The sequence below is a fragment of the Alcanivorax sp. VBW004 genome, from assembly GCF_009718865.1.
Lineage (GTDB): Bacteria > Pseudomonadota > Gammaproteobacteria > Pseudomonadales > Alcanivoracaceae > Alcanivorax.
In genome coordinates this window covers 1,338,647-1,363,745 of sequence record NZ_WNHC01000001.1, presented here as the reverse complement: position 1 = coordinate 1,363,745, position 25,099 = coordinate 1,338,647, and the positions used below count along the sequence as shown (strand labels likewise).

The 25,099-nt window shown below is 57.4% G+C and carries 21 protein-coding genes and 1 pseudogene; 10 read left to right on the top strand and 12 right to left on the bottom strand.

Going from position 1 to position 25,099, the window contains the following annotated elements; all coding sequences use genetic code 11:
• Positions 1-409: 409 nt before the first annotated feature.
• From F1529_RS06215 to F1529_RS06200, 4 genes are all read left to right on the top strand, one after another.
• Entirely contained in the window at positions 410-748 is a 339-nt protein-coding gene (locus F1529_RS06215) for a hypothetical protein (RefSeq protein WP_062817552.1), read from the top strand.
• 67 nt (positions 749-815) lie between these two features.
• The gene (locus F1529_RS06210; protein ID WP_062817553.1) at positions 816-2,108 is read left to right on the top strand and encodes a TolC family protein; all 1,293 of its coding nucleotides are present in this window, start codon (positions 816-818) and stop codon (positions 2,106-2,108) included.
• 15 nt (positions 2,109-2,123) lie between these two features.
• On the top strand, positions 2,124-3,077 hold the full coding sequence (locus F1529_RS06205; protein WP_062817554.1) for an efflux RND transporter periplasmic adaptor subunit: 954 nt from the start codon (positions 2,124-2,126) through the stop codon (positions 3,075-3,077).
• A gap of 12 nt (positions 3,078-3,089) precedes the next feature.
• Positions 3,090-6,203, top strand: coding sequence for an efflux RND transporter permease subunit (locus F1529_RS06200; protein WP_062817555.1), 3,114 nt, complete (start codon positions 3,090-3,092; stop codon positions 6,201-6,203).
• Positions 6,204-6,362: 159 nt separating this feature from the next.
• Here F1529_RS06200 and lspA read toward each other — a convergent pair whose 3' ends face one another.
• Positions 6,363-6,872: a signal peptidase II gene (gene lspA / locus F1529_RS06195; RefSeq protein ID WP_063508760.1), complete on the bottom strand. Its 510-nt coding sequence runs from the start codon at positions 6,870-6,872 to the stop codon at positions 6,363-6,365.
• Positions 6,873-6,875: 3 nt separating this feature from the next.
• Entirely contained in the window at positions 6,876-7,772 is an 897-nt protein-coding gene (locus tag F1529_RS06190) for a cation transporter (protein ID WP_063508761.1), read from the bottom strand.
• Positions 7,773-7,867: 95 nt separating this feature from the next.
• Between F1529_RS06190 and cadR the strand changes: the two genes are divergently transcribed.
• The gene (gene cadR, locus F1529_RS06185; RefSeq protein WP_004364961.1) at positions 7,868-8,275 is read left to right on the top strand and encodes a Cd(II)/Pb(II)-responsive transcriptional regulator; all 408 of its coding nucleotides are present in this window, start codon (positions 7,868-7,870) and stop codon (positions 8,273-8,275) included.
• Positions 8,276-8,339: 64 nt separating this feature from the next.
• Here the strand turns inward: cadR and F1529_RS06180 are convergent, their stop codons facing one another.
• The 7 genes and pseudogenes from F1529_RS06180 to merR form a co-directional block, all read right to left on the bottom strand.
• On the bottom strand, positions 8,340-8,510 hold the full coding sequence (locus F1529_RS06180; protein WP_230457727.1) for a BlaI/MecI/CopY family transcriptional regulator: 171 nt from the start codon (positions 8,508-8,510) through the stop codon (positions 8,340-8,342).
• A gap of 266 nt (positions 8,511-8,776) precedes the next feature.
• Positions 8,777-11,905: an efflux RND transporter permease subunit gene (locus F1529_RS06175; RefSeq protein WP_062817558.1), complete on the bottom strand. Its 3,129-nt coding sequence runs from the start codon at positions 11,903-11,905 to the stop codon at positions 8,777-8,779.
• Positions 11,902-13,641: an efflux RND transporter periplasmic adaptor subunit gene (locus F1529_RS06170; protein ID WP_063508763.1), complete on the bottom strand. Its 1,740-nt coding sequence runs from the start codon at positions 13,639-13,641 to the stop codon at positions 11,902-11,904. Before F1529_RS06170 ends, F1529_RS06175 begins: the two co-directional genes overlap by 4 nt.
• A complete protein-coding gene (locus F1529_RS06165) occupies positions 13,631-14,926 on the bottom strand; it encodes a TolC family protein (RefSeq protein ID WP_063508764.1) in 1,296 nt (431 codons plus the stop codon). Before F1529_RS06165 ends, F1529_RS06170 begins: the two co-directional genes overlap by 11 nt.
• A gap of 724 nt (positions 14,927-15,650) precedes the next feature.
• Positions 15,651-15,785: pseudogene (locus F1529_RS06160) on the bottom strand (Cd(II)/Pb(II)-responsive transcriptional regulator); the annotation flags it as partial.
• Between the two features lie 129 nt (positions 15,786-15,914).
• Positions 15,915-17,225 carry an ISL3 family transposase gene (locus tag F1529_RS06155; RefSeq protein WP_155132999.1) on the bottom strand — a complete coding sequence of 437 codons (1,311 nt, stop codon included), beginning with the start codon at positions 17,223-17,225 and terminating at the stop codon, positions 15,915-15,917.
• Positions 17,226-17,303: 78 nt separating this feature from the next.
• Positions 17,304-17,750, bottom strand: coding sequence for an Hg(II)-responsive transcriptional regulator (gene merR, locus F1529_RS06150; protein ID WP_006911920.1), 447 nt, complete (start codon positions 17,748-17,750; stop codon positions 17,304-17,306).
• Positions 17,751-17,823: 73 nt separating this feature from the next.
• Between merR and merT the strand changes: the two genes are divergently transcribed.
• The 5 genes from merT to merA all read left to right on the top strand — a co-directional run bounded on the left by merT (position 17,824) and on the right by merA (position 20,696).
• Positions 17,824-18,174 carry a mercuric ion transporter MerT gene (gene merT, locus F1529_RS06145; RefSeq protein WP_027965778.1) on the top strand — a complete coding sequence of 117 codons (351 nt, stop codon included), beginning with the start codon at positions 17,824-17,826 and terminating at the stop codon, positions 18,172-18,174.
• 13 nt (positions 18,175-18,187) lie between these two features.
• Positions 18,188-18,484 carry a mercury resistance system periplasmic binding protein MerP gene (gene merP, locus F1529_RS06140; protein WP_022519794.1) on the top strand — a complete coding sequence of 99 codons (297 nt, stop codon included), beginning with the start codon at positions 18,188-18,190 and terminating at the stop codon, positions 18,482-18,484.
• 2 nt (positions 18,485-18,486) lie between these two features.
• Entirely contained in the window at positions 18,487-18,744 is a 258-nt protein-coding gene (gene merF, locus F1529_RS06135) for a mercury resistance system transport protein MerF (RefSeq protein WP_033988342.1), read from the top strand.
• A 73-nt stretch (positions 18,745-18,817) separates the two neighbouring features.
• A complete protein-coding gene (locus F1529_RS06130; protein ID WP_062817350.1) occupies positions 18,818-19,054 on the top strand; it encodes a mercury resistance system transport protein MerF in 237 nt (78 codons plus the stop codon).
• Complete coding sequence (merA, locus tag F1529_RS06125) at positions 19,047-20,696, top strand: mercury(II) reductase (protein ID WP_082051506.1); 1,650 nt, start codon at positions 19,047-19,049, stop codon at positions 20,694-20,696. Before F1529_RS06130 ends, merA begins: the two co-directional genes overlap by 8 nt.
• 156 nt (positions 20,697-20,852) lie before the next feature.
• Here the strand turns inward: merA and F1529_RS17510 are convergent, their stop codons facing one another.
• The 3 genes from F1529_RS17510 to F1529_RS06115 are packed head-to-tail and all read right to left on the bottom strand — an operon-like array spanning position 20,853 to position 25,019.
• On the bottom strand, positions 20,853-21,317 hold the full coding sequence (locus F1529_RS17510; protein ID WP_062817351.1) for a hypothetical protein: 465 nt from the start codon (positions 21,315-21,317) through the stop codon (positions 20,853-20,855).
• 9 nt (positions 21,318-21,326) lie between these two features.
• Positions 21,327-23,636: a heavy metal translocating P-type ATPase gene (locus F1529_RS06120; RefSeq protein WP_063508766.1), complete on the bottom strand. Its 2,310-nt coding sequence runs from the start codon at positions 23,634-23,636 to the stop codon at positions 21,327-21,329.
• Between the two features lie 30 nt (positions 23,637-23,666).
• Positions 23,667-25,019, bottom strand: a complete 1,353-nt coding sequence (locus tag F1529_RS06115) for an APC family permease (RefSeq protein ID WP_082844683.1) — start codon at positions 25,017-25,019, stop codon at positions 23,667-23,669.
• Between the last annotated feature and the right edge of the window lie 80 nt (positions 25,020-25,099).

The window sequence follows — 25,099 nt, the reverse complement described above, 5'->3', positions numbered from 1 at the left end:
AGCGGTCGGCTAAATCTGTCCTTTTGGCTGCACTTCTCGGCATGCTGGTCGATCATCCGTTCAATTTGCTGTCTAGTCAGGCGCTCTGCCCGCATCACAATGGCTGGGAAAAAACTGGTGGCAGGCGGCCGATTTGAAAATTGACCCGGTAAAAAACCATCCAACCGACCGCTGGGACTTGACGATCTATAATAAATGAATCTGGATATTAGTCGCTAATCAAAGGAAAAACTCCAATGAATAGAGCTTATCCAGCACTCACGGACAACCGTTTCATGGTCTTGGTAAATGTCTTGGCGCTGAACGTAGCCCCCGAATGCGTAGAGGACTTTACAGGCAATTGCTGTGCCGCTAGACTTCGCTTCCTTTTTGTTTGGGCATAACTGGCGTGGTTAGACGCAGATTCATAATGGCAATGATGCTCCTGATGGCTTTGCAGTCGGTGGTGTCTGTTGCTGATATGGGTCAGTTTTATAGTCCGGGAGTGGTTCACCACGATGCTGAACTTTTAACTGACCCCTCGGATATTGAGCCAGCCGACACGACCGGCAATCAGTCTCCCGCCGCGCCGGACGATTCCGGCCATTCATTCGTGCAATGTGATCTGTGCCATGGGCACTGCCATATGCTATCGATGGGTTACCTGCCGGACGCTTTGGGCAATATGCCGGACAAAAGCCTGACGGGCTACCAGGCCAGTTTTTCCTCTGTCGATCAATCCTCTCCTTTCCGCCCTCCTATCGTTTGATCCTGCGAGCAGCACCTTCCCCAGCTTGGGGAACTACTGTCATTTAGACTTTCGTAGGAGTAGTTTCATGCTTTTTGGAATGCCCATAAAAAATGGGCGGCGGGTAATACCGAGTCAATTTTTTAACACCTTGCTGTGTCTTCTCGTGCTAACCCTGACGGGCACTGTTGCGTACGCCGAGCAGGCACCTCTCACACTTGCCAATGCCCTCTCGCGGACCGTGGCGCAGAACCCCACCCTGCAGGTTTTCGATTTTCGCCTTCAGGGCCTTGAAGGCCGTCGTTTCACGGCGGATCAAAATCCTGCCCTGGAAGCCGGCCTGGAGGTGGAAAACGTCCTCGGCAGCGGCAACCGGCAGGGGAGCGACGCGGCAGAGTACACCCTGTCCTTGTCATCGGTTCTCGAACTTGGCGGCAAGCGTGAGGCCCGCGTCAGCGTCGTCGACTCGCGATACGCTCTGGTCGAGGCCGAGCGCCAGGCCGAAACCCTGGATGTGCTGGGACAGGTGGCCCAGCGTTTTGTCGCCACCTTGGCCCTGCAGGAAAAACTTGAACTGGCCGCTGACGCTGTGGCGCTGACCGAGGCCACCCACGAGATCGTCACCCGTCGCGCCGACCGGGGCGCGGCGCCCCAGGCCGAAGTCATGCGCGCCAGGGCCGCGCTCACCCGGAGTCGTATCGAGCAGTCCCGCGTGTTAAGCGAATACGAGAGCCGGAAAATAGCTCTGGCTTCGCTCTGGGGTGATACCCGTCCGGACTTTCAGAGTCTGGAGGGCGACCTGTTCCAGTTCGGGTCCTCCGACAGTTTCGAGATCCTGTACCAGCGGGTCAGTGAGAGCCCGGCCATTCAAATCTATGCCAGCGAGCGGCGCGTCCGTGAGGCGGAAGTCCAATTGGCACGGAGCCAGTCCGAGAGCGATATCCGCTGGCAGGTGGGTGTCCGGCAGTTCGAGGAGACGGATGACTCGGCGCTGGTCGGCGGGTTTTCCGTACCGCTGTTTTCCGGACGGCGCAATCGCGGCGAAGTGCAAGCCGCTCTGGCGGCGCGGGATGAAGTCCGGTACCGCCGGGAGGACACCCTGCTTCGCCTCCACTCGCGCCTGTTCGAGGCTTACCGACAGCGGCAGCAAAACATCGAGGCGGTTGAGCAGATTCGCGGCCAAGTGCTTCCCGATCTGAGTGATGCCCTCAGCCAGACCCGCGAGGCCTACGAGAAAGGTCGCTACAGCTATGTGGAGTGGACCGCCGCGCAGCGGGAATTGCTCTCCGCCCGGCAGGCGCTGGTCGACGCCGCCACCACGGCGCTGCTCAACCAGTCGCTGATCGAACAACTGACGGCGCAGCCTCTGGCTGGCCGCTGAACAAGGATTACTACCATGAAAGTCGTTAACTATTTACTCATACTTGCCAGCGTTTATGTGCTGACGGCCGGACCGACTCATGCCGCGGAAGATGATCACAGTGATGATTCGCATGCGCACGGTGACGTCAACGAAGAGCGCGGCGAGCACGAGGAGTCGGAGAGCACTCACGCGGAAATCTCCGCCGAGATGGCGGAGCAAGCCGGTATCCGAAGCAAGGCCGCAGGTGCCGGCATCCTGGAGCGCACCATCAGCAGTTATGGCCGCCTTGTTCCCAATCCCGACGGGATTGCCCTGATCAGGGCACGCTTCCCGGGTCAGGTTACGAAAATCAATGCCAGTCTCGGTGACGCGGTCAAGGCTGGCGAGCCACTGGCCAGCATCGAATCCAACGACAGCCTCCAACCCTACACCTTGCGTGCGCCTTTCGCCGGTACCGTTATCCAGCGCAATATCAACGTCGGCGAGCTGGCCGGGGAGCAGGCGCTGTTCACCATCGCCAAGCTCGACCCGCTATGGGTGGAATTGAAAATCTTCCCGGGGCAGCGCCGCGAAATCGCACCAGGACAGCTGGTGCGAATTGACACCGGAGATGCCCAGCACGAGTCCAGGATCAGTCATATCGTGCCGCAGAACAGCGGCTCGCCCTACGTCATTGCCCGGGCAGAAATTGCCAACGCAGAGGAGCTGCTTTCACCGGGCCGGCTGGTTTCGGCGAGCATCGTGGTAGAGCGTATCGAAGTGCCGCTGGTGATAGAAAATCGGGCCCTGCAGTTGCTCGACGAATCCCAGGTCGTGTTTGTGCAAGAAGGCAATAGCTTTGAGCCCCGGCCTGTCGAGTTGGGCCGCACGGATGGCCAGTTCACCGAAATACTTTCTGGCCTGAAGCCCGGCGAACGCTACGTGGTGGAGAACAGCTATCTCATCAAGGCGGATATCGAAAAATCCAGCGTGTCAGACGACGATTAACAGGAGGCCACTATGATCGACGCTATCGTGCGCCTCTCTGTAGAACGGCGCTATCTCATGCTTTCGCTGATTCTGGTGCTGATCGGTGTCGGTGTCTGGAGTTTCCAGCGCCTGCCCATCGACGCGGTACCTGATATCACCAATGTCCAGGTGCAGATCAACACCGAGGCACCCGGTTATTCACCCCTGGAGACAGAGCAGCGCATCACGTTCCCGGTGGAGACGGCGCTGTACGGCCTGCCCAGCCTGTCCTACACCCGATCCCTGTCCCGTTACGGCCTGTCCCAGGTGACCGTGGTGTTCGAAGAAGGCACGGACATCTATTTCGCCCGCAACTTGATCAACGAGCGCCTTGGCGCCATCAAAAGCGTCCTTCCGCCTGGGCTGGAGCCGGAGATGGGCCCCATCGCCACCGGGTTGGGCGAGATTTTCATGTACACCGTGGATGCGGCGCCCGGCGCCACCCGGGAAAATGGTGAGCCCTGGGATGCCACTGCCCTGCGGGAAGTGCAGGACTGGATCATCAAACCTCAACTGGCCCAGGTGCCCGGGGTGATCGAAATCAATTCCATCGGCGGCTACGACAAGCAGTATCACGTCACGCCCTCCCCGAAAAAATTGTTGGAGCTCGGCGTCAGCCTCGAGGACTTGGTGGCGGCACTGAGGGCCAACAACGCCAACCGTGGCGCTGGCTATATCGAACGCAATGGCCAGCAGCTGCTGGTGCGCTCCCCCGGCCAACTGAAGACCATCGGCGACATCGAACAAGTAGTGATCGCCAACCGCGATGGCGTGCCCCTCCGGGTGAAGGATGTCGCGGAAGTGGCCATTGGCAAGGAGCTGCGCACCGGGGCTGCCACCCGCGACGGCGTGGAAACGGTGATCGGCACCGCCATGATGTTGATGGGAGAAAATTCCCGTAGTGTCGCCCGGGCCGTTAGCGAGCGGCTGGAGGATATCCGGCCATCCCTGCCCGAGGGCATTCGCGTGGAAGCCGTCTATGACCGCACCACTCTGGTGGACAAGGCCATCGCCACGGTGGAGAAGAATCTGCTTGAGGGTGCGCTGCTGGTGATCGTGGTGCTGTTCCTGCTGCTGGGCAACCTGCGGGCCGCCCTTATTACCGCGGCGGTGATCCCCCTGTCGATGCTCGCCACCATCACTGGCATGGTGAGGACCGGCGTTTCCGCCAACCTGATGAGCCTGGGGGCACTCGACTTCGGGCTGATTGTCGATGGCGCGGTGATTATCGTGGAGAACTGCATCCGGCGCCTGGCCGGGTCTCAGCAGGCTACGGGTGCGCGCCTGCCGCTCAAGGAACGGCTGCAGGTCGTCTATGAAGCCACGACCGAGGTGATACGTCCGAGCCTGTTCGGGGTGGCGATCATTACCGTAGTTTACATCCCCATCTTCTCCCTCACAGGGGTAGAGGGCAAGATGTTCCATCCCATGGCCGCCACCGTGGTCATGGCCCTGGTGTCAGCCATGGTGTTTTCGCTCACCATCGTCCCCGCCGCCGTTGCGGTGTTCCTCACAGGCAGGATCCGCGAAAAGGAAAGTGCCGCCATCAGTGCGGCCAAAGGGATCTATCGCCCGGCGCTGGAGCTGGCCCTGAAATTCCGCTGGCCGGTACTGGGGGGCGCCGGCGCCCTACTGGCGGTCTGTATCTGGCTAGCAACCACCCTGGGGTCGGAATTCATCCCCCAGCTCAGCGAGGGTGATATGACTGTGCAAGCCCTGCGCATTCCCGGCACAGGTCTGGAGCAATCCATTGCGATGCAGAAACCTTTGGAGCGGCGCATCAAGGCCTTCCCCGAGGTAGACAAGGTATTCTCGCGAATCGGGACACCGGAGGTGGCCACCGACCCCATGCCACCGAATATCGCGGACAGTTTCGTGATTCTCAAGCCGCGCGAGCAATGGCCGAACCCGGACAAACCGCGAGATGAGCTGATTGCCGAGATTCAGGCGGCGGTCGGGCAATTGCCCGGGAACAACTACGAGTTCACCCAACCCATCGAGATGCGCTTCAACGAACTGATCTCCGGTGTGCGGGCGGACCTGGGCATCAAGGTATTCGGGGACGACCTAGACCAGATGCTCAATGCCGCCAATGTGGTGCTCGAAGTCGTGGAGTCAGTGGAAGGGGCCACCGATGCCCGGGTGGAGCAAATCACCGGGCTGCCCATGCTGTCGGTGCACCCCAAACGCATGGCGCTATCCCGCTACGGCCTGACCGTGGATGATCTTCAGGATCTGGTGGCAGCGGGTGTAGGTGGCGAAAACGCCGGCCTGATCTACGAAGGGGATCGCCGCTTCCAACTGGTGGTGCGCCTGCCCGAGGTCATCCGCCGGGATGTGGACAGCCTGGCGGATCTGCCGGTGCCCCTGCCGGGAGGCGGCTATGTGCCACTGTCAGAAGTGGCGGCGCTGGAGTTGGCTCCGGCCCCCAACCAGATCAGCCGGGAGAACGGCAAGCGACGGGTGGTGGTCACCGCCAATGTCCGGGATCGCGATCTGGGCGGCTTTGTGGAGGAGATCAAAGGAAGAGTTCGACAGGAAGTGGATCTGCCCGCCGGGTACTGGCTGGATTACGGCGGTACCTTCGAGCAACTGGAATCCGCCAGCCAGCGCCTTGCCATTGTCGTGCCCGTGACCCTGGCGATCATCATTGCCCTGCTGGTGATGGCATTCAGATCGCTGAAAGATGCGCTGATCATCTTCAGCGGCGTCCCCCTGGCCCTGACCGGTGGCGTGCTGCTACTGTGGCTGCGGGACATGCCGCTGTCGATCTCCGCCGGTGTGGGCTTTATAGCCCTGTCGGGGGTGGCGGTACTCAATGGTCTGGTGATGGTGGCGTTTATTCGGGATCTTTGGCACAACCAGGGTGATCTGGTTTCCGCCGTGGTGGAAGGTGCTCTTATTCGTTTGCGTCCGGTCCTGATGACCGCACTGGTCGCCAGTCTTGGCTTCGTGCCCATGGCCCTCAATACGGGTACCGGCGCTGAGGTTCAAAGGCCGCTGGCCACAGTGGTGATAGGCGGGATTATCTCATCGACGCTACTGACGCTGTTTGTACTGCCAATTCTGTACACATTGCTGCACCGCCAGGATGAAAAGGTGTAATTGCATCCGGGTAGCCCGCTCTTGGCCGCCATTTGGCCGGGAGCGGGTCGTTTTCGAGAAACAAGTTCGGCATTGATTGCCGGCCAGGAAATGCAGCCTTACCGACTGGCAAGCACGGTCAAACCGAGCGCATTTTTAAGGCTTTTTTCCGCTAAGGTTTCAGGAAGATCCATCCAACTCGGCATTGGGATTTTCTTTTCGCAGTAAGCCTACGAAAACGAGAAGCAATGCACCGAGGACAATTGCAATATCGGCAAGGTTGAAGGCTGGCCAGTGCCAGTCTCGCCAATAGAAATCGAAGGCATCTACAACATAGCCGCGAAAGATCCGGTCAATCAGATTGCCCATGGCGCCACCGAGGATAAGACTGTAAGCGATGGCGTCTCCATTATGACCTTTTTCACGAATCAGCTTGATCAGCACGACCGAGACCACTACCGCGATTCCGATAAAAAAATAGCGCTGCCAGCCCCCAGCATTTGCGAACAGACTGAATGCGGCACCGGTGTTCCATACGTGCACCCAGTTAAAGAACGGGGTCACCGCGATCGACTCGCCATAAGCCATTGTTTGTTGAACCAGCCATTTTACAGTTTGGTCCGATGCTGCTATCAGGCCGGATATGGAAAACAGGACATACGGCGAGAGATTGTTGCCAATAAAGGGCATGCTTTAACCCTTGAGCGCCAGAATGCGCCTGGCACCGTTAAGCACGACGAGCCCCGCGATGCTACCGATAACCAGATCCGGATAATTGGAGCCGGTCCACGCGACCAGAACGCCGGCGGTAATGACCCCCAGGTTGATCACCACGTCGTTGGCCGAGAATATCCAGCTTGCCTTCATGTGCGCTCCGCCCTCCCGGTGTTTGGCTATCAGCAGCAGACAACTGGTATTGGCAATCAACGCGACGAATGCGATAGCCATCATCACCAGCGATTCAGGCTCACTACCGAATACAAAGCGTCTCACCACCTCTATGAGTACGCCAACAGCCAAGATCAGTTGCAGGACACCCGCAAGATGGGCAGCACGTAGCTGCATTTTCACGCTGTGACCAACCGCATAAAGGGCAAGCCCGTACACGGCCGCATCGGCAAAATTATCCAGGGACTCTCCAATCAGGCCGGTGGACTGGGCGATCAGACCGGCAGTCATTTCCACCACGAACAGAAGTGCATTGATGCCGAGCAACCAGCGCAGGGTCCCGGATTCTTGCTTAGCAGAAGCTGCCGAAAACTCGGCGGCCTTGATGGTCTCCGGATTTGCAGCGACGGTTTCCTGAAGCGAGGCGCCTAGCCCCAAGGTCTTCAGTTTCGAGGTGACGGGCTCGACCTCGCCGTCATGCACGACCTTCAGCCGGCGGTTCGACAAGTCGAAGGACAGCGCCCGAATCTCCTCAAAGCCGTTCAGGGCTAGGCGAATCATTCGTTCTTCTGATGGACAGTCCATCTTCGGCACGGCATAAACACTGACCCATCTCCCTGGCGCCTCGGAGGAGGCCTGTATATCGGTATCCGCTGCGGACGTTGCATCACCGCCACAGGCGCCACCACAGGATTTGCTCATGATACGACTCCACTTGAACAATGTTGTGGTACCATTTAAAACTATAAAGCTACTATAAGGTCAATAGAGTAAAGAATCCGTTGGGGAGGAGGCTGATGCGCATTGGTCAGTTGGCGCAGTTGGTAGGGGTCGAAACACAGACGATCCGCTTCTATGAACAGCAGGGCTTGTTGCCGCCGCCTGATCGGCAGGACAACGGTTACCGTGTCTATACCGAGAAGCATGGTGAGGGGCTGGCCTTCATCCGTCGCTGCAGAATCCTGGGCCTGTCACTGGCTGAGATTCACGAACTACAGAGCTATCAGGACGACCCTCATCAGCCTTGTACCGCCGTCAACGCCTTGCTCGATGATCACATCTCTCATGTGCGGTCGCAGATAACCGCTCTGCAAGCGCTTGAGAAACAACTCGTTTCACTGAGAGCGAGTTGCAACGATGACCGGGAAGTTGAGGCGTGTGGGGTTCTTGCTGGAATTAGCGAAGGAAACATGCACCAGCAGTAGGTGAAGCATCAACCAGATAATCCGATGAGATGCCGGTCTGTCTCACTCTCATGCAAAGGTAAGATCAACCATTTAATCCGCTTACCCTCTTGAACAATCGATCCAGCGTGCTCTGGATAGTATTCAAGGTACCTCCGCGCTGCTTCTCGAAATGCGCATAGACAGATTTTGCGTCTGCCGTGCGCCCCTTCCAGAAGTATTGCAAGACTTGCTTTTCTAGTTCACCCAGCTGCATGAATCCTGACCACTTAGAGATTATCAATCTGGCAATCAGACTGACACACATAAAACCGATCGTCAATCGGCTTTTGTATGGCTAGCCCCCCCCCTCCCAGCATCACACGGAAAAATTTTGTCTTTAACACCTGTAACCCCCGCCGATTATTAGTGTCAGATCAGTGCTGATCTGACACTAAGCAGGGTGCCAAGACCAAAAGATTGCGATCCTTATGTGCTCTATTTACTTATTCACAATCGCAACCACCCAAGCTTTAAGCTTGGTTAACCCGGATTCCTGTTGCGTCGTTGCATCAGCAGATAGGCTGCGGGCAGCACGAAAAGTGATAACAAAGGTGCTGTTACCATCCCTCCTACCATGGGCGCAGCAATGCGGCTCATGATCTCGCTACCTGTGCCTCCCCCCCAGAAAATCGGAAGAAGACCGGCAATAATAACAGCTACAGTCATCGCCTTAGGTCGAACACGTAATACCGCGCCATCACGGATAGCACCCATCAAGGCAGCTTCATCCTTTTGGCCCTGCTCCTGCCTCTCCTGCCACGCCTGCTTTAGGTACAGCAACATGATCACGCCAAACTCGGCAGCGACACCCGCCAGGGCGATGAAGCCGACACCAGTAGCCACCGACAAGTTGTAGTCCAGCAGATACAAGAACCAGATACCGCCGGTCACCGCAAACGGTAACGTAGCCATAATCAGCAAGGCTTCACCGATACGGTGAAAGGTCAGGAATAACAGTACGAAAATAATCAGTAAGGTCGCCGGCACCACCACTTTCAGTCTCGCATTGGCCCGCTCCAGGAACTCAAACTGACCGGCAAAGGACAAGCTGACCCCCTCTGGCAGCCTGACTCCATCATTCACTGAGGCACGTAGATCATCCACTACCGAGGCTAGGTCACGCCCCCGAACATCGATATACACCCACCCAGACAGTCGGCCATTCTCACTTTTTAACATCGGTGGCCCATCGGTAATCTTGATATCCGCCACGGTTCCGAGGGTAATTTGTTTTCCTTCGGGAGTGACTATGGGCAAATCGCGTAAGCGATGCACCGTGTCGCGCCACTCGCGAGGATATCGAAGGCTGATCGGGTAACGCTCCAGCCCTTCCACTGTCTCACCGATGTTTTCACCACCAATCAAACCACTGACAACCGACTGAATATCCGCGATGTTGAGGCCATACTGAGCCGCAATGCCACGCCGAATATCGATATCCACATAACGACCACCAGTCAACCGTTCAGCCAATGCTGAGGAAACACCGGGTACTTGTTTGGCTACCTGTTCGATTTGACGACTCACCTGGTCAATGATCTCTAGGTCATTACCCGCTACTTTGATGCCAATTGGGCTCTTGATGCCAGTGGCAAGCATGTCGATACGATTGCGTATCGGAGGAATCCAGATATTTGCCAGTCCAGGCACGCGTACAATACGGTCCAGCTCCTCGACAAGCTTCTCCGTTGTCATGCCTTCACGCCATTGGTCCTTGGGTTTGAAACGGATGGTGGTTTCAAACATCGTCAATGGTGCAGGGTCAGTCGCTGTCCGCGCACGCCCCGCCTTGCCGAACACCTGCTCCACCTCAGGCACCGTTTTGATCAACCTATCGGTCTGCTGTAGAAGCTCGGTAGCTTTTTGTGCTGACAAGCCTGGTAAGGCACTTGGCATATACAGCAAATCGCCCTCATCCAGCGGTGGCAAAAATTCACCACCAAGCTGACTTAGCGGCCAAAAGGCGGTAACAAAAACTAAACCGGCAACCAGCAAGGTGGTTTTCGGCCACGCCAAGACTCGCTCTAGTACGGGTTGATAACAACTAATCAAAAAGCGACTGATTGGATTACTTTCCTCGGAAGGTATCTTTCCCCGAATCCAGTACCCCATTAACAGTGGAACCAATGTCACCGATAGGCCGGCTGCCGCCGCCATAGCCCAGGTTTTGGTAAATGCCAGTGGGCCAAATAGCCGCCCTTCCTGTGCTTCCAAGGTAAAGACAGGAATAAACGACAAGGTAATAATTAGCAACGAGAAGAACAGCGCTGGCCCCACTTCGACAGCTGCTTGCTCTATGACTCGCCAATGCGCATTACCAGTCAGAGATTGCCCTGGGTTATCCCGATGCCAAATCTCAATTTTCTTGTGAGCGTTCTCGATTAACACCACTGCTGCATCCACCATAGCGCCGATAGCGATAGCAATGCCGCCAAGCGACATGATATTGGCATTGATGCCCTGGTAACGCATCACAATAAAGGCAGCAAGGATTCCCAGCGGTAGGGAAATGATGGCCACCAGTGACGAACGCAAATGGCCAAGAAACAATACGCACACCAGTGCAACTACAATGAACTCTTCAATCAATTTGTAACTGAGGTTTGTTACCGCTCGATCAATCAGCTCACTTCGATCATAGGTGGTGACGATCTCAACCCCTTCCGGCAAGCTTTCCCGCAGTGTCTCAAGTCGCTCATGCACGGCAGATAGCACGGCGCGGGCGTTCTTGCCTGAACGCAGAATGACGACCCCGCCGACGACTTCCCCTTCACCGTCCAGCTCGGCAATACCACGCCGCATCTCCGGACCAAGGCGAATCTGCGCCACATCTCCAAGCTGTACTGGCACTCCATCAACCAGTTTTAGTGGGATTTTTCGGAAATCCTCGAGTGACTGAAGGTAGCCACTGGAGCGCACCATGAACTCCGCTTCGCCCAGCGTCAGCACTGCTCCCCCGGTTTCCTGGTTAGCTTGTTCTATCGCCTTGCGTACTTGTTGATGACTGATCCCATGGCTGGCGAGTTTGACCGGGTCAGGGACTACCTGATACTCACGTACCATGCCGCCTATGGTTGCCACTTCTGCAACGTCAGGCAGAGTCTGCAGCTCGTATTTTAGAAACCAGTCCTGTATCGAGGTTAGCTGCGATAGATCATGCTGGCCGGTGCGATCGATCAATGCGTACTGATAAATCCAGCCGACACCGGTAGCGTCTGGCCCAAGTGATGGTCGTGCTGTACGCGGCAATTCAGACTGGACCTGACTAAGGTATTCCAACACCCGTGAGCGTGCCCAATACAAGTCGGTACCATCTTCAAACAACACGTAAACATAACTATCACCGAAGAACGAGTAACCACGTACTGTGCGCGCACCTGGCACGGCCAGCATGGTGGTGGCAAGTGGATAGGTAACCTGTTTTTCCACCAGCTGCGGTGCCTGACCTGGGTAACTGGTGCGGATAATCACCTGTACATCGGACAGATCCGGTAAAGCATCTACGGGGGTATTGTTGATAGACCAGATTCCCCACGCACTCATGAACAGCGTCGCCAGCAGCACCAAAAATCGGTTAGCCAACGACCAGCGAATCAGGGTAGCGATCATGGTGCAACCTCCTGTTTGTCGAGAGACACCACAGTCAAGCCATTATCGGTATCTTTGACGCCGACGCGCACACGATCGCCCACTGCTATATCGCTGGCCACCTGTTCGCTGGCAAGACGAAAGCGCATGGTCATGCCAGGCATACCGAGCGTCTTAAAAGGACCGTGTTTAAGCTTGACCTTGCCGTCGGATAGCCCCTCGATAACCCCCTCGGCGTAATGCAACGAATTCACTTGGGTGTCTTTTTGTTCCGCCACCTGCTTTTCTAGGCGCTCCACAATCAACCCTTTGTCTGTATCACGAATGCCAATGCGCACGCGATCACCTACCGATATCCCTTTGCCTACTTGTTCATTCGCCAGGTTAAAACGCATGGTCATGGCAGGCATGGACAAGCTCTTGAAAGGGCCATGGTCCAGCATTATTTTGCTGCCATTCAGTTGCTCGACAACACCTTCGGCATAGTGCAGTGCGTTCATCATTTCCGTCTCATCTGACATAGCCAGCTCCTGAACGGCAATGCCTTGCAGGCTGGCTTCGGAATCGAGCAGGAACTGACCACTGACAACCACCTTCTGGTCTTCCTTCAGCCCTGCCAGGATCAGCGTTTGGTCTCCCAGCTCGCCCCCCGGCAACACTGCCTGCGGACGATATCGACCCTCCCCCTCATCAAGCATCACCAGGCTGCGCTTTCCTGTATGCAATAAGGCTGCGGTTGGTACGGCCAATGCTTTCTGTGTGGCTTCGCCATGAATGCGTACCTGAGCGCTCATGCCCGGACGCAGATCACCCTCGTCATTGGACAAGGTCACTCGCACCGGCACAGTTCGGCTGGACTGATCCACCAGAGGCAGAATGTCGGCAACTTGCCCCTCACGCAGTGCTGGCTTCACTCCTTGAACGGTCACGTCAACAGCGTTACCACTACTGACTTGCCCCAATTGGCGTTCCGGGACTGCTATCTCCACCCACACGGGGTTGAGTGACTGAATCTCCGCCACGGGAGCACCGGCCGACAGCGTCATGCCAGCACGAGCATTGAGACTGCGTATCACGCCATCATGCGGAGCTGTCACCGTCCAGGTTTCCAGCGGTTTACGTTGGCGTTCAATACTTCGGATCAGGGATGCAGGCATGCCCAATGACAACAGGCGCTCCCGCCCGGCGACGATCAGTTCGTTGTTGCCGCTGCCGAGCACGGCCAGCCATTCATGCTGAGCTCCAGTCCAGGCCGGAACTCTCAATTGCATCAGCGGCTGACCACTGGAGATGGTGTCGCCCTCAGCCAGAGGCCAGACCTTGTCTACGAAGGAAGGCGCGGGGCTTTGCAGGCGTGTCAGGGCGCGGTCGTTGTAAGCAATCAACCCCGTGACATCAAGCTGAGATTGTGACTGAGCCACGACCACCGAGGCACTGCGAATTCCCAGATTTTGTACCATGGCTGCATCAATACGGACCGTTGGCTGATCGCCATCATCACCACCATTGGCATAACGGGGCACCAACTCCATATCCATGAAAGGTGAGGGCCCGGGCTCGTCAAAGTGCTGCTGGGGATACATAGGGTCATACCAGTACAGCACTTCCTTTTCATCCGCTTTGCTGTTGGTTTCACTGCTGTCCATCGCCATCGATATACTGCTCTGCGAAGGGGTGACGTAACGGCCCAAATATATTCCGGCTAGCAACAACAGCGAGGCAGCCAAACCGATCAAGGCATTGCGTTTAATGTTCATCATCTTGCTCCTCGCCCACCATGCCGTGGTGGTCGTAGGTAAAATGGAGGGCGGCTGCCTGCTGGTCATACTGCCCGCTGAGATCAATTTCTTTCAGTTTGGCGTCCAGCCATTCGCTACGTGCCCGTACAAGATCGGCCAAACTGCCATCACCGCCGCGCCAAGCTGCCCTAGCCAATCCCACTTTCTCTTTTGCGAGAGGCACCAGTTGCTCCCGTTGCCGGGCAAGCGTGCGTTCCTGGCGTTCATATTCGGCCAGATCGCTCTGCAGCATCGCTTCATGTTCGCGACGTACCGCCTCTGCACGAGATTCCAGTGCTTGCCACTCAGCTTCCGCCGAGGCAATGCGAGGCCCCTGGCGCGACCGGCTGAACAATGGCAGGTCCACATTGACCTGTAGCATCGCCATGTCACTGAATTCTTCACGATTCATATAAGCCAGAGTTAAAGCCCAGTCCGGCTTCTTGGCGGCACGAGCCTCGTCCGCGTTAGCCTGGGCGACAGAAGCCTGACGCGACGCTATCTCAAGTTCAGGGTGCTTATGCAGGCTATTCAGTAACTGTTCAGCATTGATGGCGAAATCAGGTGCTTGGCCAGCCGGTGATTGCCGGCCGGCTTCCCCCAGCCAGCGTATTAAACGAGCCTTAGCCTGGCGTTGCCTGGCCAGAAGAGCATCTCGCCGATCCAGTAATGTCACGGCTTCCTGCCTGGGTGCCACGCTATCAATAGCCTTTCCTTGACCCGATGAAAGTCGGGCACGCACTGCCTTGTCGAACAAACGATTTTCAGCAATGAGTTCTTCCAGCAGGACTAGTTGACGATCCAGAGTGTGGAGCTCGATCCAGGCTTGAGCGGTCTGACGCAGCACGGCCAGACGAGTCGCCTCTTTCGTGGCCTCCGTTAAGCCGATTTGCTGTCTGGCACCTTCTGCCCTTGCTGTGCGTTTGCTGCGATTGGGGAAACGCTGGGTTACACCAATACGCTGCATGGTCATGAAATCACTCGACAGGCTGTAACGATCGGCACCATCCACAGGTACATTGTCGAGGCCAAGAATCAGGGTGGGATCAGGCAAAGCATCGGCAGGCCCTTCTGCCTGCTGAGCGGCCTCGACGCGGGCCGATTCCGCCCGCAGTTCCGGTGATTGACGTAAGGCGAGCTGTAGCGCCTGATTAAAAGTCAGGCCTTCTGCCCCAAACGCCTGGACACTAGCTAGCAGCAGGGAGGGCGCTAGCCAGCCGAGTGCGCGCCGATACCGGCCGGCGCTCAGAAATATCCAATACATGTGTCACTCCAACACGGATCATGGCGCGCAACGCGCCCTCAGTGGGCCCAGACCAGGCCGGACCCCGAAAAGATCAGTGAGAAAGTGCTAGTGGCGGTCGCCAGATGGTAGATAAGGCAAGGGGGAGATAGAGAGGGTCAGAAAAATGAGGGGCAGCCGGATTTGCTGCCTGAAAAGAATTCGCCGGTGGCGTATTCATGATCGAGAGCTGCCCAGCATGGCACTCCTGACCAGGCTTGCAAACCGGGCCACTGTGCGTGCTGGATTGACCATCCAGACAACAATCGTTTTGTGGCATGGCGGACATCATGCTGCAACGGTCATCCATGTCTGCCTGCATCATGGTCTGTTCCATGGGGCAAGGCTGCACCAATTGCACCGCTGCCATCCCCTGCAAGGAGATGCTAAGCAGAAATAGGCAGCTAATGAATAACCGGGCAATAAACATATGGTGTCAGCATAGTCCGAAGTGATGTGCTGTAGGCAACATAAACCTTGGGGTAACCCCCATGTCAACGTTTAATATCGAGCTATATAACTATTGATCACCAGCTCTGCTCCCTCTGGCATGCTCTTCTCTACGCCACAGCCTTCAATAGCATTACTTGATGAAGCGTGAAAGTGTCTCTCGATGCCATTCCAGGCGCCTGTTGGCATGCTGGGTACCGAGGCTTATGTCGACAGGTGGCGGCGTGGTTAAGAACTATAAAATCGACACTTTGATCTATTGCGGTTGTAAGATGCCCTCGCTGATGCCAGCAAGAACCCCGCAAGCATCAACTTCACGGCCATCGTTGCACCTCGCTCTCAGGGAAACGAGTTGCTTCTCAAGCGATTGCAAAGCCGTTATCTGCGACCGCGCATCAGCAGACTTCCTGTTATAAGCAACCTGTTGGCTTTACACACCTAGAGAGTTAATCACAATGAGTTGGATTAAAGGGGTATCCGGATTAAGTGGTAGATGGAGCCCCCTTGCTCCTTCGAACCCTTAACTCTCCCAGAAGGTTGATAGATCGACGCCGTAGTTTTTCTCAGGCTCGGGAAGACCCATGCTGTAGGTCATGGTGGCCTTGCCCAGGAAGGGGGATTCCTTGATCTGCGGCACCTTCTTCTTGTGCTTGGTGGTGTAGAGCATCCGGGCCCGCATCACCTCGAATGAGTAGCCCCGGCCATCGCGGTTCTTGTCCTTGGCCAGCCGATTGATCGACTCCGTGAAGGCGTTGGTGATTGGGGTGTCGGTTTCGAAGTAGGCCAGCACCTCCTCGCGCCATCCGCTGACGGCGCTGACGGCGCTGACGAGATCCTTCCACACCTCTTTCTGCCCCTGTGGAATGTCGTCAATCCAGCGGGCCAGCGCCTTTTCGGCATCACGCCGGGTGGTGCTGTCCCAGATGTGGTAGAACCGCTCCTTGTGCTCGTAGGCCGCCAGGAGCTGAGGGAAGGCCCCTGTCCATGTCTCCATGATAAGCCGCTCGCGATCTGAAACGTCGTGGGCACGCTTCAGCAGGATCTTCCTATCGCCCTTGAGGGTCCGCCGCTGGTTTGGCTTCAGATCCTTCCTGAGTCCCTTACGCACCTTCTCCAGGGCTTCGTTGGCCATCCGCACCACATGGAACTTATCGACCACAATGCGAGCCTGCGGCAGTACCGCCTGGACAGCACGGCGGTAGGGTTTCCACATATCCATGCTGACGATCTCGACCTGGTGGCGCTCGGTCATGCTCATGAGGCGCCTCGTCACCGCGTCCTGCTGGCGACCGGGCAGCAGGTCCAGTAGGGTACGCTCCTCCAGGTTGGTCAGGATGCAGCGGTAGCGGCGGTTCAGGTACAGCTCGTCGATCCCCAGGCAGCAGGGTGTCTCGAAACGATGCCAGGCTGCCAGGAACTCAGCCTTCTTCTTGAATATCTCGCGGACAGTCTTCTCGTCGAGGCCCGTGGTATCAGCCACGTAGGCGTAGGGGTGATTGAAGGCTTCCTTCTCGACGTGGTTGTAAAGCCTCCGCGTCATGCGGTGATCGTCTACCATTTCCGGAAGAGCTGGCCGGAACGTCCTTCCACACGCCCGGCAGGTGTAGCGGCGACGGACCACCCAGAGGGTGACCCGCTTTCCGTGGATGGGTAGGTCGCGATAGGCCACATCGCGCTTGCCGAACCTGACAAACTCACTCTCAACGCCGCATTCCTCGCAAGCTAGAGGCTCAGGAGCTTCGACCTGGTAGTGGAGATCATGCTCTTCCATCTTGGTGCCTAGGACGTGGTACTCGGGAAGGTGAAGGATGTTGTCAGGCAAGCTAGTCATGCAAACTTTCCTTGTCGACATGGTCCATAGATGATCGCGACTCTTTGACCGCGTTGTTTTCAACGAACTGAAGGTGAGTTACTCCCTTGGGTCTTCTGCTTCTCTGAGCCCTTCATGCAATGACGCAATTAGCGGGCAAGTGATATTGCCTTGTTGTGCATGGCATCTGTCGACCATTTCGCTCAGCACCTTCTCAATTCTTTCAAGCCTGTCGATCTTCTCGCGAACGTCCCCTAACTTGTGCTCTGCGAGAGCACTGGCTTCTTGACAGTGGGCGCCATCTTCCAGCCGAAGTAGGTCACTGATCTCATCCAGACTAAAGCCCAGCTGCTGCGCCGTTTTCACGAACGTCAACCTGTCGATATCGGCGGCACTATAGCGTCGAATACCTCCGGGAGGGCGTTCGGGCTCCGATAATAGCCCTCGTCGCTGGTAATAGCGGATTGTCTCGACATTGACGCCGGCCGCCTTGGCCAGGCCGCCAATGGTCATGGTGTCCGCCACTTTATCTGCATGTCTCTTCATGATGCTTGACTCCGTACCAAGCTACGGAAGTAACCTTATCGTAGCTCCCCCCATCCCGAAAGGAGAATCGTCAATGCGGACATCTAAAACGGGGCGAGGGCCCCTGGCCGCCGGAGGAGTCGCGGCCCTCCTGGCCTCGGCGTGTTGCCTCGGCCCGCTGGTGCTGATCACGCTGGGCGTTTCCGGCGCCTGGATCAGCAATCTGGCGGCGTTGGAGCCCTATCGCCCGCTCTTTATCGGCGTCGCGCTGGTGGCGATGTTCTTCGCCTGGCGTCGCGTCTTTCGGCCAGTGGAAAAGTGCCAGCCGGGAGAGGTGTGTGCCGTGCCACGGGTCAGGACGGGCTACAAGGCGATCTTCTGGCTCGTATCGCTGCTGGTGCTAATCGCCCTGGTATTCCCCTACATCTTGCCCCTGTTCTATTAAAAGGAGATCTACCATGAAAGCTCGTTTCGCCTTCATCGCGCTACTCGCCCTGCTCAGCACGCCCGCCTTAGCGGCCCTGCAGACCGTGACGCTGTCGGTGCCGGGCATGACCTGTGCCGCCTGCCCGATCACCGTCAAGGCCGCCCTCAACAAGGTGGACGGCGTCTCGCAAGTCGACGTGAGCTACGCGGATCTCGAGGCCGTGGTCACCTTTGACGACGCCCGAACGTCGGTGGAGGCATTGACCGAGGCCACCATCAACGCTGGGTATCCATCAACCCCGACATCCTCGCAAGCGGATCGAGAGTGATCATGAAGAATCCCAAGCCCCTGCTGCGCGTGAGCGTGATCGGCACCGTCCTGGTGGCATTGTGCTGCTTTACGCCGATCCTGGTGATCCTGCTTGGCACGGTGGGCCTGGCGGGGCTGACGGGCTATCTCGACGTTGTGTTATTGCCGGCCCTGGCCTTCTTCATCGGCCTGACCATTTATGCGATTTGGCGTAAGAAGCAGTTCGACGCCTGTTGTGACAACGGCTCTATCAAATCAAGGAATACGCCCCCTGAGTGACATCAAGCAGCTGCACATCGCGGTCATCGGGTGAGTTGTTTACGAGCTTGCCCGCCACGGTGAAGGAATAAGCGTGAAAGATTCGCAGAAATTTTTAAGCGTCGTGCTTGGCACCGGGTTGATGGTGCTGTGTTGCGCGCCAATCGCCCTGGTGCTATTCGGTACGGCGGGCCTGGCCGCGTTGGCAGGCTATCTCGATTACCTGCTGTTTGCCGCCCTGGCCATCGGCTTACCTCTCTACGCGCGATACCACAAGCGGAAGCAGGATGCCGGCTTTACTAATGAAGACTCGGAGAAACGTGATGATTGAACTCAACGTGAGTGGCATGACCTGTGACCGCTGTGCGGATCATGTCAGGGAAGCCCTGGAGAAGCTGCCCGGCGTGCAGTCGGTGGAGGTATCCTATCCTCAGGGGACGGCATCGGTAGCCGTTGATCCGGAGACACCGGCCTCGGCGTTGACGTTTGCCGTGACCCGACTTGGCTACCAAGCTCGACTGGCCAACAGTGGGCCCACTTCCCCGGCAGGCGCATCGGTGTCCAAGGGCCGTGATGAAGACGCCCCGCACATCGCGGTGATCGGCAGCGGCGGCGCCGCCATGGCGGCGGCCCTGAAAGCCGCCGAGCGCGGCGCCCGGATCACCCTGATCGAACGCGGCACCGTCGGCGGTACCTGTGTCAATACAGGCTGTGTGCCTTCGAAGATCATGATTCGCGCGGCCCATATTGCCCACTTGCGTACGGAAAGTCCCTTCGATGCAGGCCTGAGCGCCCAGGCGCCGGTGGTGGATCGGGCCAAGCTGCTCGAGCAGCAGCAGCGACGTGTCGAGGAACTGCGTGACGCCAAGTACGAGGGGATTCTGCGCGACCACCCGGCCATCACGGTCCTGCACGGCGAGGCCCGGTTTATCGATGCCCATAGCCTGATGGTCAAGCTGAACGAGGGCGGCGAGCAGGTCGTCCACTTCGACCGCGCCTTAATCGGTACTGGCGCCCGACCGGCAGTACCGCCGATCCCGGGTCTTGCCGACACCCCCTACCTGACCTCTACCAGTGCGCTGGCCCTGGACACCCTTCCCGAGCGGCTGATTGTGATCGGCGCCTCGGTGGTGGCCCTGGAACTGGCCCAGGCCTTCGCCCGGCTGGGCAGCCGGGTCACGGTGCTGGCCCGCAGCCGCCTGCTCTCCCAGGAAGACCCGGCGGTAGGGGATGCGGTGGAGGCGGCGTTTCGCCGCGAGAGCATCGAGGTCCTCAAGCAGACCCAGGCGAGCCGCGTGGACTACACCGACAATGAATTCATTGTCGACACCAACGCCGGCACCTTGCGGGCGGATCAACTGCTGGTGGCCACCGGACGGACACCCAATACCGAGGCCCTGAACCTGGCGAGCCTCGGCGTGGAAACCGCACGTGGGGCGATTCTGGTCGATGAGCATCTGCACACCACGGTGCCGGGGCTCTATGCCGCCGGTGACTGCACCGATCAGCCGGAGTTCGTCTATGTCGCCGCCGCCGGGGGCAGCCGGGCTGCCGTCAACATGACCGGGGGCGAAGCCACCCTGGACCTGAGCGCCATGCCGGCGGTGATCTTCACCGACCCCCAGGTGGCCACCGTCGGCCTGACGGAAGCCGAGGCCATCGAGCAAGGCTTCAGCGTCGATACCCGCGAGCTGGACCTGGAAAACGTGCCGCGTGCGCTGGTGAATTTCGACACCGGTGGTTTCATCAAGCTGGTGGCCGAACGCGACTCGGGCCGGTTGCTGGGGGTGCAGGCGGTGGCGGGGGAAGCCGGTGAGCTGATCCAGACGGCGGTGATGGCGCTACGCGCACGCATGACCGTACACGACATCGCCAATGAGCTATTTCCCTACCTGACCATGGTGGAAGGGCTCAAGCTCTGTGCCCAGACTTTCACCAAGGATGTGACGCAGTTGTCCTGCTGTGCCGGGTGAACGATATGAGCGCGACCGTGGTGCCACTGGGCGGCGGCACCACGGGTTTTGGGCATGGACACCACAGGGAGCTCTGTCACGATGAACACGACACTACCCGATTGCGGGATGATGGGGGCGATGGGCTGGATAATGCCAGTGATCGGAATTGCCCTACTATTGCTGCTGGTCCTGGGCATCGCCTGTTTGGTGAAGTATCTGCTCTCTAGCAAGTGAGCGTACTGAGCGAGCCATCAACCAGCTAATCCGTTGTGGGTTGAGTTTGTCGGCCACCTTTCTCTCTCGCATACCAACCAGATAATCCGGATACCCGATTAAAGTTGAACGGGCTGAGCAAACCCCGTGGAACTTGATCACGGTCAACAGATCACGGATGAAGTCGCTTAAGGCGCCAGCTATGGCAAAATAGCCCCTACTCGAGGCTCCACGCCGATGGCCTAGGATTGCATGCCCAAAGATCCGGTAGGCAGGTATTTCCGTGCCCAGCTTCTCCTTCATCGTGGTTTTGACGTCGATTTCGATCAGCACCCCGAAGCAGTTATCCGTGAGAGACTGACGCGCTCGTTTGTCAACCGCCTCAAAATCAGCATCTTCTATGGTTCGATCAATAGTGTACGGCACCAGCTATTATTACTTAGGGCCAAGCTTGATAACTCGCAGGCGCAATGCATTCACAATCACGCTGAAAGACGACAGCGACATTGCAGCAGCCGCGAAGATCGGTGAAAGCAGTATCCCGAAGAACGGGTACAAAACCCCCGCCGCAATCGGAACGCCCGCGGAGTTGTACACAAAAGCAAAGAACAGGTTCTGTCGGATATTGCGCATGGTCGCCAGCGACAGACGACGCGCTTCTACAATACCCATCAAGTCGCCGCGCAGCAGCGTAATGCCCGCGCTTTCGATGGCCACATCTGTGCCGGTGCCCATGGCCACCCCCACGTCCGCCGTTGCCAATGCAGGCGCGTCGTTAACGCCATCACCCGCCATCACGACAACACCCCCTTCATCTTTCAGACGCTGGACGATCTTGCCCTTATCTTCCGGCAGTACCTCCGCTTCCACTTCATCGATATGCAATTTGCGAGCAACCGCCTCGGCCGAGGTGTAGTTATCGCCAGTCAGCATGACCACTCGAATGCCGTCTTTTTGCAGCGCGACAATAGCAGCGTGGGTCGTTCTCTTGATGGGATCGGAGATGGCCAACAGCCCAGCGATTTTTCCATCGACGGCGGCAAAAATCACGGTAGCACCATCTTTGCGATGCTCGTCGGCATCGCTGTCAAATTTAGTGGTGTCGACATTCTCCGACTCCATGAGAAGACGATTACCAAGCAGCACCCGCTTGCCGTCGATTTTTCCTGTTACCCCTTTACCGTTGGGAGAATCGAAGTCTTCCGCATCCGGCAGCTTCAGCTCCATGCCCTTGGCTTTGTCCAGAATGGCGTGGGCCAGTGGATGCTCACTGCCTTTCTCGAGTCCGCCCGCAAAACGCATCAAAGCATCGTCATCGTACCCATTCGCTGTAACAATTCGGGTGATTTGTGGCTGCCCCTCTGTCAACGTGCCGGTCTTATCCACTACCACCGTATCTACCTTTTCCATGCGTTCAAGGGCTTCCGCATCGCGGATCAGCACACCACTTTGGGCGCCGCGGCCAACACCTACCATGATCGACATCGGCGTTGCCAGACCCAGTGCGCAAGGGCAGGCAATGATCAGAACACTGACCGCCGCAATCAGCCCGAACGCCATGGGCGGTGTCGGCCCAAGGAATGACCAGGCTATAAAGGCAACAATGGCAATTAGGATCACGGTGGGCACAAACCAGCTCGCCACCTTATCGGCAAGCCCCTGGATCGGTGCGCGGCTGCGTTGGGCGCTAGCCACCATCTGCACGATTTGGGAAAGCATGGTGTCCCGGCCAACCTTGTCGGCCCGCATGATAAAGCTGCCCTGTTGGTTAATACTGCCGCCAATCACTTGGTCGCCAGACTTTTTGCTGACTGCAAGAGGCTCACCGGTCACCATGGACTCATCCACGTTGGAGCTGCCTTCAAGTAACTCACCGTCCAGCGGCACCTTGTCCCCCGGGCGCACTCGCAGGCGATCACCCACCTTGACCTGATCCAGCGACACATCGGACTCGTCGCCCTGGTCATCCAGCTTTCGGGCCGTCGCCGGTGCCAGATCCAGCAGCGCCTTGATCGCGCCCGAGGTTTTCTCCCGGGCCCGCAGTTCAAGCACCTGGCCTAACAGAACCAGCACCACGATGACCGCAGCCGCCTCGAAGTAGACGGCGACAGAACCGTCTTCCTGCCGAAAGGCGTCGGGGAAAATCTGGGGCGCCAGTGTCGCCACCAGGCTGTAGATCAGCGCCACGCCAGTACCAATGGCAATGAGCGTGAACATGTTCAGATTGCGGCTGACGACGGACTTCCAGCCTCTGACAAAGAAAGGCCAGCCACACCAGGCCACTACTGGCGTCGCCAACACCAGTTGAATCCAGTTGGACATTTGTGGGGCAACGATCTGGTCAAGGCCGGTGAGATGTCCGCCCATTTCCAGCACCAATACCGGCAGGGCCAGCACCAGGCCAATCCAAAATCGACGGGTCATGTCTTTGAGCTCTGCCGAGGGCCCGTCATCCAGACTTACCTGCTCGGGCTCCAGGGCCATACCACAGATAGGGCAATCTCCGGGGCCCTGCTGGCGAATTTCCGGATGCATCGGGCAGGTGTACATGGTGCCCGGAGCCACGGGTTCGTCCTGTTTCTGTTCTCCACTGAGGTAGTGTCCCGGGTCGCCGTCAAACTTCGATTTGCACCCCGAAGAACAGAAATACCAGGTTTTCCCGCCATGCTCGCTGCGATGTTCCGCCGAGTGTGGATTCACCGACATGCCGCAAACAGGATCTTTGACCGTGTGCTCAGCCGTCATGGCCGATCCCTCCCTATCGAGTTCTGGTGATTAGTGATGATGAGCATGAGATTCTTTGTGTCCCGCTTCTTCGGCTTCTGTGGCCTTTTTCAGGAACAGTTGCTCGGCCACTGCGATAACAATCATGGTGACAACCGCCACGCCAATAACAAACAGGTCAGTATTCAGTTTGACCCAAACGAAGCCACCAAGAGCGAGCAAATCCAGAACAATTGCCACCGTGGGCACCCACACATTGGCCTTCACATCCTCCCGTAAATAGCGCAGAACGCCCCAATGGATAGCAATGTCCATGATCAGGTAAAAAATGATGCCCAGCGCTGCAATTCGGGACAGGTCGAAGAAGGCCGTGAGGATAAGCCCAAGCACCACGGTATAAACCAGCGTGTGCTTCTGGATGCTACCGGGCATGCCGAAATGACTGTGGGGGACCAGCTTCATTTCAGTCAGCATGGCCAACATGCGTGAGACGGCGAAAATACTGGCCAGAATGCCACCGGCGGTGGCCATCATCGCAATGGCGACGGTAAACCAGACGCCGTAGTCGCCCAATGCGGGACGCGCAGCGGCCGCCAGAGAGTAGTCCTGCGTTTTGATGATTTCCGCCAGGGACAGGTTACTGGCAACGGCGAAACCGACCAGGGTGTAGATCACCACGCAGGCTGCGATGGAAATAATAATCGCTCGCCCCACGTTTCTCTTGGGGTCTATGACTTCCGAGCCGCTGTTGGTGATGGTGGTAAAACCTTTGAAGGCCAGAATGCCAAGGGCCGTTGCCCCCAGGAAATTGCCAAAGGTTCCAGCCTCACCGGGGCTAGAGAAATCAACAGAAACACTGTCGGCAATCCAGATACCCACCATCCCGAAAACCAGAATGCCTCCGATCTTCAGGATACCTATAAAGGAAGCCACGCCCTGAATCATTCGGTTGCCCAACAGATTGATCAGAAACGCGGCCAGAATTAGTGAGACGCCAAGAATGGGCACCATGCGGCCACTTTCATCGCCATCGAACAGTTGCATGGTGTAAGAACCGAAGGTTCGCGCAAGAAAGCTCTGGGCAATCACCATCGAGAAATACATCAGCAAAGCATTGAAAGCCGTCGGTAACCGATTGCCATAGGCTTTGTGCAGGTACATGCCTATGCCCCCGGCTGACGGGTAGGCATTGGAAATTTTGATGTAGGAATAGGCACTGAAGCTTACGATTACCGCCGCGGCCAGAAACGCCAACGGGAAAAGAACGCCAGTCATCTGCGCCATCTGCCCGGTAAGGGCGAAGATACCGGCGCCAATCATGACACCGGTGCCCAGCATAACAGTTCCCGGAAGTGTAAGACTGCCTTTCTGATAGCGCGTGGTTCTGTCGTGCGTGCTGCTCATACAACCTCCTGTTGTTTTGAACGGCGTTTGATACTCAATAAATAGCCAATGCTAGCTTGGGTAGATCTCACTTGCATCAA